Origin of the sequence: uncultured Faecalibacterium sp. (assembly GCF_900066275.1) — a bacterium.
Lineage (GTDB): Bacteria > Bacillota > Clostridia > Oscillospirales > Ruminococcaceae > Faecalibacterium > Faecalibacterium taiwanense.
The window spans coordinates 29,665-42,967 of record NZ_FMFG01000010.1 but is presented as its reverse complement, the minus strand read 5'-3'; the positions used below and the strand labels follow the sequence as shown (position 1 = coordinate 42,967).

Here is a 13,303-nt window from a genome sequence, read left to right as displayed (position 1 = left end):
TGACCCGCAGCAGGCGCTTGCCGGCGCTGACCAGCCGCTGGAACACACTGGCCGCACGGCTCTGGCCTTCATTAGCCTTGTGCTCAATGCGGACGCGCATGCCCTCCTGCAGGCATACGGCTCCCTCGGCTCCGATGGCCCACTGTGCGCCGTTGTAGGGTGCGCAGGCAGTGAAGCCCTGTTCCGTCAAGGTCTGCACAAAGTGGTCCTCGGTCTCATCTTCGCCGTGCATCACGAACACACGCTTTGGTTTCTGCTCAAAGGAGTTCACCCACCGCAGCAGACCCTCTCTGTCCGCATGGCCGGACATGCCGGTGAGCTGGCACAGTTCTGCCTGCACCTCAATAGGTTCACCGAACAGTTTTACCGTCGTGGCACCTTCCAGCAGGGTGCGGCCCAGCGTGCCCACCGCCTGATAGCCCACGAACAGAATGGTGCACTCCGGCCGCCACAGATTGTGCTTGAGGTGGTGGCGGATGCGGCCTGCCTCGCACATACCGCTGGCCGAGAGGATGACCTTTGGCACGCGGTCTGCATTGATCATGCGGGATTCATCACTGGTCACCGTGACGCGCAGCCCCGGGAAGGTGATCGGATCAATGCCTTTTTCCAGCAGAGCGCGGGTGTCCGCATCAAAGCAGTCCGGGTCGGTATCTTTAAAGATGCGGGTCGCCTCGATGGCAAGCGGGCTGTCAATGTACACCGGGAAGTTGCCGTGCCCCTTCACAAGGCCCTTTTCCTTGATCTCACGGATAAAGTAGAGCATCTCCTGCGTGCGGCCCACCGCAAAGCTGGGAATGACCACATTGCCGCCCCGGTCAAAGGTGCGCTGCAGGATCTTCGTCAGTTCGCTCACATAGTCCGGCTTCGGGCCGTGGCTACGGTCGCCGTAGGTAGATTCCATAAAGGCGTAGTCCGCCTCTTTGATGTAAGCAGGATCCTTGATGATGGGCTGATCCAGATTGCCGATATCACCGGAGAATACCAGCTTGGTCGTGGTCTCACCCTCGGTGATCCAAAGCTCTATGCTGGCCGAGCCAAGCAGATGGCCCACATCCACAAAGCGGGCTTCAATGCCCGGTGCAAGCTGGAAGCGCTGCTCATAGGCCTTGCCCACAAACAGCTTCATGGCTGCTTCAGCATCCTGCACAGTATACATCGGTTCCACCGGTTCTGCGCCGGAGCGCTGGCCCTTGCGGTTTTTCCACTCCGCTTCAAATTCCTGAATATGGGCCGAGTCCCGCAGCATGATGCCGCACAGCTCCACCGTGGGGTTCGTGGCATAGATCTTGCCGCGGAAGCCGTTGCGCACCAGCAGCGGCAGCATACCGGTATGGTCGATGTGTGCATGGGTGGCCAGCACCCAGTCGATCTCGCCGGGTGCCACCGGGATGGGCTGGTTCTCGTATACGTCCTTGCCCTGCTCCATGCCGCAGTCGATCAAAAAGCGCTGCCCAGCCGCTTCGATCAAAGTGCAGCTGCCGGTGACCTCATGGTTCGCGCCCAGAAATGTGATCTTCATAAAAACACCTCCGGCTTTATTTCTTCTGTACCCTTAGTATAGCATATTCTAAAGGTACACGCCGCACAAATCGCATGGCTTTTCTCAGGCATTTTGCCGAAAGGTTGAAAAATTTTTTATACAATCTTGACAAACCACCCCTTTCTGTTATAAACTTAAACTTGTATGACGTTCGTTCGTATTTTATGAGTTTTAATAATAGAGAGGTTGAATTTTATGGTTCGTAACGATTTGCGCAACGTTGCCATTATCGCTCACGTTGACCACGGCAAGACCACCCTGGTGGACGCAATGCTGCGTCAGAGCGGCGCATTCCGCGATAATCAGGTCGTGGCTGAGCGCGTCATGGACAGCGGCGATATCGAGCGTGAGCGTGGCATTACCATTCTGGCCAAGAACTGCTCCTGCACCTACAAGGGTGTCAAGATCAATATTGTCGATACTCCGGGCCATGCCGACTTTGGCGGCGAGGTGGAGCGCGTGCTGAAGATGGTCAACGGCGTTCTGCTGCTGGTGGATGCCGCCGAGGGCTGCATGCCCCAGACCCGTTTTGTGCTGCAGAAGGCTCTGCAGCAGAACCTGAGTCTGGTGGTGGCCATCAACAAGATCGACCGCCCCGATGCCCGCATCAAGGAAGTCATCGACGAAGTTCTGTACCTGCTGATGGATCTGGGCGCTACCGATGAGCAGCTGGACTGCCCCATGCTGTTCTGCTGCGGCCGTGATGGCACCGCAAGCCTGGACCCGGATGTGCCCGGCACCGACCTGATCCCTCTGTTCGATACTCTGCTGAGCACCATCAAGCCGCCTGAGGGCGACCCCGAGGCTCCCTTCCAGATGCTGGTGTCCTCTGTGGACTATAACGACTTCGTGGGCCGCATCGGCATTGGCCGCATCCAGAACGGCGTTGCCAAGGTGGGCGAGGAAGTTGTCGTCTGTGACTGGCACAATCAGGATCTGAAGATGCGCGGCCGTCTGACCAAGCTGTACGACTTCCAGGCCAATGGCCGTCAGCCGTGCGATAACATCACCGCCGGCGATATCGTGGCATTCTCCGGCCTGCCCGACGTGACCATCGGCAATACCCTGTGCAGCCCCTCCAATGTGGAGCCGCTGCCCTTCGTGAAGATCAACGATCCTACCGTTGAAATGACCTTCTCCGTCAACGACAGCCCGCTGGCCGGCCGTGAGGGCAAATACGTCACCAGCCGCCAGATCCGCGACCGTTTGCAGAAGGAGCTGCTGAAGGATGTCGCTTTGAAGGTGGAGGATTCCGCCACCACCGATTCCTTCCGCGTTATGGGCCGTGGTGAGATGCACCTGTCCATCCTGATCGAGACCATGCGCCGTGAAGGTTATGAGCTGCAGGTCTCTCCCCCGCACGTTCTGACCAAGGTCATCGACGGCAAGACCTATGAGCCTATGGAGCATGTCGTCATCGATGTGCCCACCCAGTATCAGGGCGCTGTCATGACCGGTCTGGGCCAGCGCAAGGCTATCCTGCAGCAGATGGAATCTCTGGGCACCGACCGCGTGCGTCTGGAGTTCCGTATGCCCAGCCGCGGCCTGTTCGGCTACCGCAACCAGTTCCTGACCGATACCCACGGCGAAGGCATCATCAACCAGATCTTCGACGGTTACGATGTCTGGGCTGGCATGATTGCCAACCGCTCCACCGGTTCTCTGGTCAGCTTTGAGACCGGCGAGGCTGTCACCTACGGTCTGTTCAATGCTCAGCAGCGCGGCACCCTTCTGGTGGGCGCTGGTGAAAAGGTCTACGAGGGCATGGTCATTGGCTACACCGCTTCCGGCGAGGATGTGGATGTCAACGTCTGCAAGACCAAGCACCTGACCAATACCCGTGCATCCGGCTCCGATGATGCTCTGCGCCTGATCCCCATTAGCAAGCTCAGCCTGGAAGGCTGCCTGGAATTCCTTGCACAGGACGAGCTGCTGGAGGTCACTCCTGAAAATCTGCGCATCCGCAAGCAGATCCTGAACCACGAGCAGCGCATGAAGGCCAAGAGCAAGCTGAAATAAGCCTTTCCTTCTTTTATAATATGTACTTTACCGTCCTGCAGCGTTTCAAAACACTGCAGGACGGTTTTATTTTGCCAAAAATGATTCATTTTTTAAAAAAAGGCTTGCAAAAGGCATTCTTATGCGGTATAATATCTCTCGCAGTCATAAATGTGATCTGCCTCTTTAGCTCAGTCGGTTAGAGCACCTGACTGTTAATCAGGGTGTCGCCTGTTCGAGTCAGGCAAGAGGCGCCAGAAGAAAAGGCAATGTTCCACAGAACATTGCCTTTTTTGTTTGTCCCATACTACACCCTTTTTCTGTACAGCCATGCAGTCGTGTTTCTCCTCTGTTTTTGGGCTTCTCTGTCCCAAAAACACAGTATTCATGCGAAAAAAGCATCAAGCATAATGATTTCTTAAAATTTGACTACTTGAAGAAGATGTCACATTGTGGTATACTGCTTATAAGCTTTGGAAATTTGTATCTGTTTTTCCAAAGTCCGGCACACAGATCAAAGGGTAGGTGCTCCCTTCTTTTGATAGCAGCCGACCGGTGTTTTGTCATGGTTCTCCGCAGGACAGGACAAAGCACCGGTCTCTGTGCTGTTGTTTCAGGCTCCGGCTCTTTTCACGTTGTCAGATCTGCGGCAGGCCGCTTTTTCAAAACGCCTGCCGCTGTTTGAATAAATTTGTATATGATCAAAGGAAGCATCTATGCGTTATACCTATGTCCGGCAGCACGACACCACTGACTGTGCGGCTGCCTGCCTCGCAATGGTGTGCCTCCATTACAAAAAGGAAGTTACCATCACCCGCCTGCGCGATATGATGGGTACCGACCTGAAAGGCACGAACCTTGTTGGTTTGCAGAAAGCCGCTAATGAGTTGGGTTTCACCACTGCAGCGGTTCGCGTAGACCGTGAAAATTTCCTCAGCGATTTCTCGCTGCCCTGCATTGCGCAGGTCATCACCGATCAGGGTCTGGCCCACTTTGTGGTCGTCTTTAAAAAGACCACCATCAAAGATGACGGTGAGCGTCGTCGGCACATGCTGAAAGAAGCCGAAGCCGCCAAGGAAGATGAGAAGAACGGCAAAAAACACAAGTGCAAGGATTATGTCGTGATCGGCGACCCTGGCAGTGAGCTGAAAAAGATCTCTCTGGATGAGTTCTACAAGAACTTTACCGGTGTTCTGCTGCTGATGAACCCCACCTCGGAGTTCAAGGGCGGTAAGATCGAAAAGGGCGGCATGTTCAAGCGTTACGTCGACCTGTTGCTGCCCCAGAAAAAGCTTTTTGCCTATGCGATCCTGAGTTCTCTGATCGTTACGATTCTGGGCATTGCCTCCTCCATGTTCAACAAGATCCTGATGGACGAGGTCTTGCCATATGGCCTAGACAATCTGCTGGTCACGCTGATCCTTGTGTTCAGCATGGTCAGCATCACCAATACGCTGGTGGGCTTTGTCCGGCAGTGGGTTCTGATCCACCTATCCATCAAGATCGATATTCCGCTGATGCTGGGTTACTTCGGGCATATCTTCCGTCTGCCCATGAAGTTCTTTGCCACCCGCAAGACTGGTGATATCACCACCCGTTATTCGGATGCAAACACCATCAAATCCATCTTTACCAGCATTGCGCTGAGCCTGATCATGGATATCTCGATGGCCATTATCACCGGTATCATCCTGTTCCGCATGAATGCGATGCTCTTCTCGATCTCGCTGTTCATGGCTCTGGTCAGCATTCTGCTGGTGCTGATCTACAAGCAGCCTTACAAAAAGATCAACGAAGAGACCATGGTGCAGTCCGCTGCACTGAACAGCCAGATGATCGAGAGCCTGCGCGGCATTGAGACGGTCAAGTGCAACGCCAACGAGGATACCGAAATGGAGAACCTCGAGCGTGAGTACATCAAGAGCCTGAAGATCAGCCTGCGCTCCAGCAAGATCAGCACCACGCAGGGCCTGATTTCCTCCTTCATTTCCACCGGTTTCAGCATGCTGACCACCTATGTGGGTATCAGTCAGGTTCTGAAGGGTGAGATGACACTGGGCGGATTCATGGCCTTCAGCACGCTGTCCTCTTACTTTACTTCCCCGCTGAGCAACCTGATCGGTCTGCAGATGCAGATTCAGGAGGCCAGCATTTCCATGAAGCGTCTGGGCGAGATCATGGATTATCCCTCCGAGACGGTCGGCGACGAAGACCGCACCGATCTGGACAAGGTGGAGGGCGATATCGAGTTCAAGGATGTCACTTTCCGTTATGGCAACCGTGCCCCTGCACTGGATCACATCAGCTTTACCATTCCGGCCGGTAAAAAGGTCGCGCTGGTGGGCAGCAGCGGCAGCGGCAAATCCACGATCACCAAGCTTCTGCTCAAGTATTATGAGCCGGAAGATGGCGAGATCGACTTGAACGGTGTGAATCTGGCTGAATACACCAATGATTCTGTCCGCCGCGCAATTTCTTATGTGCCGCAGAACGTTGAGCTGTTCAGCAAGACCATTTATGATAACATCCGTGTTTCCCGTATGGACGCTACGATGGACGAAGTTAAGGAAGCTGCCAAGAAGGCAGATGCTCACGACTTTATCCGTCATCTGCCCCTGCAGTATAACACCTATCTGGAAGAAGCAGGCAACGGCCTGTCCGGCGGTGAAAAGCAGCGCATTGCGCTGGCACGCGCTTTCCTGAAAGATTCCAACCTCTACATTCTGGATGAATCCACCAGTAATCTGGACTTTGCTACGGAAAATCTGATCTTCAACATGATCTACGATCAGCTTGCAGATCGTTCCATGCTGATCGTAGCTCACCGCCTGTCCACTGTTCGTGACTGTGATCTGATCCTTGTGATGGATCACGGCAAGATCGTGGAACGCGGCACGCACGATGAGCTGCTTGCCAAGGAAGGCAAGTACTACGAGCTGTGGAACATGCAGCAGGGTATCTACCGCAGCAAAAAGGCAGAGCCCAAGCAGTCTGTCATGCAGGCCGTGGTGGAAGAGGATGACGACGGTGAGTCGATCACCTATTGATGTGTTGCAGCCGGGTGCGTACCCGGTTACATATGAAAGGGAGTCATTCATGATGGATAGCTTGATTTGACATAGTTTTGCTGTGTCAGATAAAAAGAGCTAGAAAGACTTTCTGTTTAGTAGAAGTAGATGGTGTTATCCTGAACAGGCCCCGCCTGCTCAGGTAACTATGCCTCACTATGGTGTGCCCGGAGGCAAAATGCCTCCGGGCACATTTTATTTGCAAGATCCCTATTACTTTTATAAGTAGTAGGCGATCGGGAGCGGAGAGGAAGCTGCTCTCTGCAGCGATTTTCTCCCCTTTCTCGATTGCCTATTACTGCCTCTTCTGAGGTAAATCTGAAAAGGAACCGAGGTATTCAACATGAAAGAGATCAAAGTAGCCGAGAACAAGACCCTGAAGCTCACCAATGTGCTCTCCCGTGAGATCCATCCGGAAGAGATGGCCAGTCTGCCCGTGGTGCTGACCCAGATGCACAACTTTATCAAGAGCAACAACGCACAGCCCATTGGCCCCATTGTGCAGGCCATGGTGGTTGGTGAGGACCGTCAGATGCACCTGTACATGATGCAGCAGGCTACCCAGTTCATCGGCCAGATGGAGCAGGACTACCATATGGATGCTGTTCTGCGCGTGAAGAACTGCCTGTATGCCCACTACACCGGCCCCATGCCCGAAAGCCAGCTGGCTTCCTACAAGCTGCAGGTCCACGCTTTTGAGAATGAGCAGAAACTGACCGGCACCTCCTATACCATCTATGTCAATCAGGACGAGGATGATGCCGTGGTCGATGTCTTTATGGAGACCAAGTAATTATGACGATTAAAGTTCAGAACCTTTCGGATCTGCAGGATCGCCGCATCATGATGGAAAAAAAGCTGCCGCCTTATGGCTACGCTTTTGTCATTCTGGTGGGCATCTTCATGCTGTTTCTGGTGGTGTGGAGCACCCATACCAACCGCATTTATGTCAGCCAGAACGCAGGCACCGTGCAGGCCAGCAATAAAACCTATATCATGTCCAGTTATTCCGGCTCCATTACCGAGATGTATATTTCGGAGGGCAGCTATGTGAACGAGGGCGACCTCGTGGCCCACATCAAGAGCACGGATATCGACATGCAGCAGGATAACCTGGAAAGCCAGCTCAAGATCTACCAGACCCAGCTGGACCAGTACAACAAGCTGCTGCAGTGCGTGCAGGATGATACCAACTACTTCAGCGAGACAAACCCCGAAGATCAGCCCTACTACTATCAGTACGAGACCTACAAGAGCCAGGTCTCTCAGAAGACCTTTGATGCCACGGCCTATCAGGCTGCCGGTTACTCCGATGCTCAGATCAAGACCATGATGGAGCAGAGCCAGAGCGAAGTAGAAGCTCTGTACTACTCCACCATGCAGTCCATCTCCCAGAGCATTACCAGCGCACAGAGCAACGTGGACAACGTTCAGGCTCAGCTCGATGCCTTGAACACCGGTGCCAACGATTACTACATCTACGCCCCCACCTCCGGTGTGATCCACATGGATACTCCTTACAAAGAGGGCATGGTGCTGAGCGCAGGCTCCCCGCTGGCCACTGTTGCCAGCGAGAACGACGATCTGGAGATCGTTGCCATGGTCACCGTGAATGACCGCCCGCTGCTTCATGTGGGTGACCCGTGCAAGATTGCCATTACCGGCCTTTCGGAGTATTCCTATGGCACCCTGACCGGCACTGTAACGGCCATTGACAGTGACGTGACGGCCAGCTCCAACGCTTCCTACTATAAGATGACCATTAAGCCCGATGCCACTTATGTGGTGAGCCGCAGCGGCGACAAGGTGGATCTTTCCAACGGCATGAGCGTTACTGCCCGCGTGGAGTACGATCAGGTCACCTATTTCGAGTACGCAATGGAAGCCCTGGGCGTTCTGTTCCGCTAAACCGGAGCTGTGCTGACTGCCAGCCGCCGTTATATCACCCAAAGAGGTACACTTACTATGAAATCAACCGCAAAAAAACTGGCCGTCTGTGCGGCAGCGCTCTGCCTGCTGGCCTGCGGCACAGCTGTGTCTGCGGCCGCAGCAAGCCCTGTCTCCGGCCTTGCCCTGAGCGGCGTTGCCATGCCGTGGGATCAGGACGTGCCTGCCGAAAGCATTGAGGCCGGCAGCTATACAGCCAACATGCTGCTGGGTTCCTCTCAGCAGCTGTCTCCTGTGGTGCGTCCGCGCAACTCTACCGACTCGGTTGTCTTTATCTCGGACGATACTTCCATTCTGACTGTGAGCAACTCCGGTGTCGTGCAGGCTGTGGGCGTAGGCACCACCCGCATCACCGCTGCCGCAGGCAACCAGATCTGTGCCTACACCATCGTTGTCTCCATGGATTCTTCCATGATCGTTACCGAGATGGACCTTTCCCTTTCCTCCAACACCATCTATGTTGGCAACTCGGTCTCGGCACAGCTGCAGGTGCGGCCTACTTCGGCTTCCAATTATGCCACCGTCGCCCTGACCTCTTCCAATGAGAAGGTCGCCACGGTGAACAATTTCGGCCGTGTTACCGGCATTGCCCCCGGCACCGCCACCATTACCGCTACCTGCGGTTCGGTGACTGCTACCACCAATGTCACGGTCATGAGTATTCCCAACTCCAGCACCGGCACCGCCAGCACTGGTTCTTCCAACAGCGGTCAGGTCGTCACGGTGAATCCTTCCTACGTTGTGCTCAAGCCCGGTGCCACCCGCACCCTGACCGCCAGTGTCAAGCCTTCTTCCGCTTCCCAGAAGTTCACCTATAAGTCCGCCAACAGCAACATTGCCACGGTCAGCCCCAGCGGCGTGATCACGGCTGTGGGCACCGGCGCTACTTCCATTACCGTTTCCAACGGCACTGCATCCGCCATGGTCACGGTCATCGTCAACCGTTCGGCTGCATCTTCTTCCGATAATTCTTCGGACAGCAGCTCCACCGAATCGGATAACGATACTCCCATCGAGATCGATCCCGTTGTGCAGGCCATTCAGGACAGTGAGGACAACGAGATCGTTTTCACACAGGCCGAGGTGCCTACCGTGACCGGTGATATCCTCAATGCGCTGCGCACCACCGGCAAGACCCTGTGCGTGGTGGGTGATGGCTACACCATGCAGATTGCAGGCAGCGGTGTCAAGAGCACCACCAGTGAGCTGGACACCATGCTCATCCTGACTGAGTCCGATCAGGGCATCGAGTTTGAGCTGGACAAGGGCAAGGCTCTTCCCTGCTCGGTGCGCATCGATCTGGATGTGAGCACCTATACCCGCCTGTATCTGTACAACGCCGTCTCCAACAAGTGGCAGTACCTGAACAGCTACACCGACGGCATCATCACTGCCGATACTGCAGGCCGTTATCTGCTGACCAACCAGAACCTGAAATTTGCCAATATCAACTGGACCTTCTTCATTGCCGGTGGTGTTGTAGTGGTTCTGATCGGCATTGCATATGTTGTGCTGAAAAAGCGCTACTGGTTCTGGTAATTTTCAAAACCACTCTTTCATGAAACAGTAAGACCCTCTCTGCGTGTGATATGCTCCCCCTAGAGTAGACAGAGTAAAACAAAAACTCTGCGTACTCTGGGGGTATTTTTATGTCAAGAAAGAACAATCACTTTTGCACAAAAAATTCGCCGTCTCCTTGTGGAAACGGCGAACAAAAACTTATATTATTTCTCTGTCTACTTGACGGAGCGCACTTCAATGGAACGCCTGGGCTTTGTTTGCATTATGATGTCTGCCTTCGTTACTTTTCAATGGGCTGCGAGGGCTTCCAGTCCTTGTAGTTCTCGTAGCGGCTCTCGCGGATCTTGGTGTGGGACCAGATCTCGTCCGCCGTGGGCTGCCAGTTGGCCGCATAGTTCTTGCACTTCTCGCACAGGTGCTCCACGCTCTCCGGCGACTGCAGGTCGGTGCTGTGGGCACCGGTCTCGTGCACCATCTTCTGCAGCAGTTCGGGGTTTTCCAGCATCGGGCAGGGACGCAGATGGTTCTTGTTGAAGGGCTGGCCGTTGTGATAAGCCATGAACAGCGGGCTGTGCAGAATTTCCAGAATGCTCTGGTCGTGGATGTTTGCATTGGAGTAGTGGATGAACACGCACGGCTCTGCGTCACCGGCAGAGTTGATGTGGAAGTAGTTGCGTCCGCCGGCAATGCAGCCGCCCACGAACTCGCCATCGTTCTGGAAATCCATCGGGTAGAATGGGATATCGCACTCTTCCGAGCGCAGATAGCGGATGCGGTCGATCATATATTTGCGCTGCTCCGGGGTAGGCATCAGTTCCGGTGCTGCCTCGTTGCCCACGGGCATGTAGTGGAAGTAGAAGCCGAAGTGTGCGCCCTTCTCACACAGGAAACGCATGAACTCATCGTTGGTGACAGCTTCGATATTATCGCGGGTGTAGCAGATGGACGTGCCGAACACGATGCCGTGCTCCTTGAGCAGATCCATAGCATGCATAACAGCGGCATAGTGCCCCTTACCGCGGCGGGCATCGTTGGTCTCCGGGGTGCCCTCGATGGACAGCATGAAGGCAATGTTGCCCAGACGCACCACCTCTTTGCAGAAGGGCTCATCGATGAGGGTGGAGTTGGTGTAGATGGCAAACTGCACATCGTTGTGCTTCTCGGCCAGCTTCAGGATATCAGCCTTACGCACCAGCGGCTCGCCGCCGGTCAGCATGTACAGGTACACGCCCAGCTCCTTGCCCTCGGTAACGATCTTGTCCATATCCTCAAAGCTGAGGTTATTCTTGTGACCGTATTCACCGGCCCAGCAGCCCACGCAGTGCATATTGCAGGCGGAAGTGGGGTCGAACAGGATCAGCCAGGGGATGTTGCACTGATACTTCACGCGGTTCTCGCGGATGGTCTTGGTGCCGCGGAAGAAAGCCTCGTAGCCCAGATTCAGCGCCATAGTGCGGGCCACGTTGGGGTCGGTCTGATCCAGCACACAGTTGATGAGCTTGGACCATTTGCTGTCGGGGTCGGTCAGGGTCTGTCTGGCGTGTTCGTAGGCTTCATCGCTGAACGAACTGCCATAGAACTGCTTTGCGACATCCACCAGCTGTCCCACGGTTTTCTGACGGTCTTTATCGGCATGAGAAAGCACCACGTCCACCATTTTGCCAACGGCAGCACGCTGCATTTTATGAGTCAGGCTCTCAACAGAAGTATTCATTATCCTTTTCCTCCAAACGGTATTTTTCGGAAATCTCTTTTTCTATTTCTATGCCATTACTCTACCATTCTATCCCACAAGTTGCCATAAACAGAAAAAGCGCCGTGATAGAAAACCCATCACGGCGCGGATTATGATAAAATTTTGTCGTTCTTCCGGTTCAACCGTCCTGTTCCAGATGGATCTTATTGCTGGCAAGGCGGCATAACGCGCGGCGCAGATCGCCCTGCAGCATCCGTCCCATACGTTCTACCATCACAGCGGGCTCGGTCTTCATATCCCGGCGGATCCATTCCAGCACCACGCCCACCAGCGCATATTTGTAAAAATCCACCACAAACTGCTTGTCATCGTCCTGCACGGTGATGTCGCGGCATTCGCGATCCGCAAATTCCTTCAGCATGGGGTCCAGAAGCTTGTACAGATACTGCTCCACCTGTTCACGCCCCACAGAGCGGTATACGTTCAGCACCAGTGTTTTGTTATCCCGGATCTGGTGCAGGATGTCCAGAAATGCTTCGGTCCATGTATCAAAGCTCTGGCAGCCTTCCATCGCCTTGATTGCATCTTCCGTCAGGATCCAGTCCACCAGATCGTAAATATCCTTGAAGTGGTAGTAAAAGGTCATGCGGTTCACGCCGCAGTCCTCGGTGATATCGTTGATCGTGATCTTATTGAGGGGCTTTTCCAGCAGCAGCTTTTTCAGCGATGCTTCCAGTGCCCGCTTCGTTGTTTGTGACACAAAAACCTTCCTTTCCCAACCGTAGAAATTTTTCCCGCTGCGTACGGCGATTGGCAGCTTCGTACATTATAATACCGCAAAAGTCGTTCCGATTGCAAGCATTGATTCTGTCCATTTTGTAAACAAAGAATGCCTTCCTGCGTTTTCACTCCGGCAGTTTCTCGCTTCAAGAGCCGTTTCTCATCCCCCAAACCCCTTCCGGCGGTGTGAAATGCCTGCAAAAGCGGCTTCTTCCGGCAAAAAAGCGGAAAAGGCCCTTGATTTTATATTCCTCTACGCTTAGAATGGGAGCAGACGGCTGTGATTGAAGTGCCGTTTTGAGGGAGGGTACAAACTATGATGGATACCATTGGTTTTCTGGGCTGCGGCAACATGGGTGGAGCCATCGCCCGTGCCGTTTGCAAAGCTGTTGACCCTAAGAAGGTTTTTCTGGCAAACCGCACTGCGGCCAAGGCACAGGCACTGGCCAAAGAACTGGGCTGCAAAACAGCCACCAATGCCGAGGTGGCCGGTGACTGCGACCTGATTTTTCTGGCGGTAAAGCCCCAGATGATGGAAGCTCTGCTCCAGCCGCTCAAGTTCACCTTTGACGAGCGCCCCAGCCGTTTTGTGCTGTGCAGCATGGCAGCGGGCCTTTCGATCGCCCGTATTCAGGAGATGGCCGGTGAGGACTTTCCTGTGATCCGCATCATGCCCAACACCCCGGCTTCGGTGGGCGAGGGTATGATCCAGTACTGTTCCAGCAATGTCACCGCTGAGGAAGAAGAAGC

General features: G+C 54.3%; 9 protein-coding genes and 1 tRNA gene. 7 read left to right on the top strand and 3 right to left on the bottom strand.

The annotated features are described in order from the left end of the window. A partial coding sequence (locus QZL71_RS05515; RefSeq protein WP_294648171.1) for an MBL fold metallo-hydrolase RNA specificity domain-containing protein occupies positions 1-1,522 on the bottom strand: 1,522 nt, incomplete at its 3' end. 216 nt (positions 1,523-1,738) lie between these two features. On the opposite strand from QZL71_RS05515, the gene typA reads away from it, so the two are divergent. From typA to QZL71_RS05485, 6 genes are all read left to right on the top strand, one after another. Then, complete coding sequence (typA, locus tag QZL71_RS05510; RefSeq protein WP_005945857.1) at positions 1,739-3,562, top strand: translational GTPase TypA; 1,824 nt, start codon at positions 1,739-1,741, stop codon at positions 3,560-3,562. 159 nt (positions 3,563-3,721) lie between these two features. Next, positions 3,722-3,798: transfer RNA gene (locus QZL71_RS05505), tRNA-Asn, on the top strand. Between the two features lie 459 nt (positions 3,799-4,257). Then, positions 4,258-6,588, top strand: a complete 2,331-nt coding sequence (locus tag QZL71_RS05500) for a peptidase domain-containing ABC transporter (protein ID WP_005945852.1) — start codon at positions 4,258-4,260, stop codon at positions 6,586-6,588. 364 nt (positions 6,589-6,952) lie between these two features. Further along, positions 6,953-7,402: a hypothetical protein gene (locus QZL71_RS05495; protein ID WP_005945849.1), complete on the top strand. Its 450-nt coding sequence runs from the start codon at positions 6,953-6,955 to the stop codon at positions 7,400-7,402. Positions 7,403-7,404: 2 nt separating this feature from the next. Next, a complete protein-coding gene (locus tag QZL71_RS05490) occupies positions 7,405-8,517 on the top strand; it encodes an HlyD family secretion protein (protein WP_005945848.1) in 1,113 nt (370 codons plus the stop codon). A gap of 57 nt (positions 8,518-8,574) precedes the next feature. After that, positions 8,575-10,095, top strand: a complete 1,521-nt coding sequence (locus tag QZL71_RS05485; RefSeq protein ID WP_294648170.1) for an Ig-like domain-containing protein — start codon at positions 8,575-8,577, stop codon at positions 10,093-10,095. 262 nt (positions 10,096-10,357) lie between these two features. On the opposite strand, the gene QZL71_RS05480 is transcribed toward QZL71_RS05485, so the two are convergent. Beyond that, positions 10,358-11,791, bottom strand: coding sequence for a radical SAM protein (locus QZL71_RS05480; protein WP_294648168.1), 1,434 nt, complete (start codon positions 11,789-11,791; stop codon positions 10,358-10,360). A gap of 160 nt (positions 11,792-11,951) precedes the next feature. Then, positions 11,952-12,533: a TetR-like C-terminal domain-containing protein gene (locus QZL71_RS05475; RefSeq protein ID WP_173012947.1), complete on the bottom strand. Its 582-nt coding sequence runs from the start codon at positions 12,531-12,533 to the stop codon at positions 11,952-11,954. Between the two features lie 336 nt (positions 12,534-12,869). On the opposite strand from QZL71_RS05475, the gene QZL71_RS05470 reads away from it, so the two are divergent. Beyond that, the coding region (locus QZL71_RS05470) for a pyrroline-5-carboxylate reductase family protein (protein ID WP_294648166.1) at positions 12,870-13,303 on the top strand (434 nt) is incomplete at its 3' end.

Excerpts from the sequence above, each read along its gene's own strand:
- typA (WP_005945857.1), top strand. The coding sequence starts at position 1,739 with ATGGTTCGTAACGATTTGCGCAACGTTGCCATTATCGCTCACGTTGAC.
- QZL71_RS05500 (WP_005945852.1), top strand. The coding sequence starts at position 4,258 with ATGCGTTATACCTATGTCCGGCAGCACGACACCACTGACTGTGCGGCT.
- QZL71_RS05495 (WP_005945849.1), top strand. The coding sequence starts at position 6,953 with ATGAAAGAGATCAAAGTAGCCGAGAACAAGACCCTGAAGCTCACCAAT.
- QZL71_RS05490 (WP_005945848.1), top strand. The coding sequence starts at position 7,405 with ATGACGATTAAAGTTCAGAACCTTTCGGATCTGCAGGATCGCCGCATC.
- QZL71_RS05485 (WP_294648170.1), top strand. The coding sequence starts at position 8,575 with ATGAAATCAACCGCAAAAAAACTGGCCGTCTGTGCGGCAGCGCTCTGC.
- QZL71_RS05480 (WP_294648168.1), bottom strand. The coding sequence starts at position 11,791 with ATGAATACTTCTGTTGAGAGCCTGACTCATAAAATGCAGCGTGCTGCC.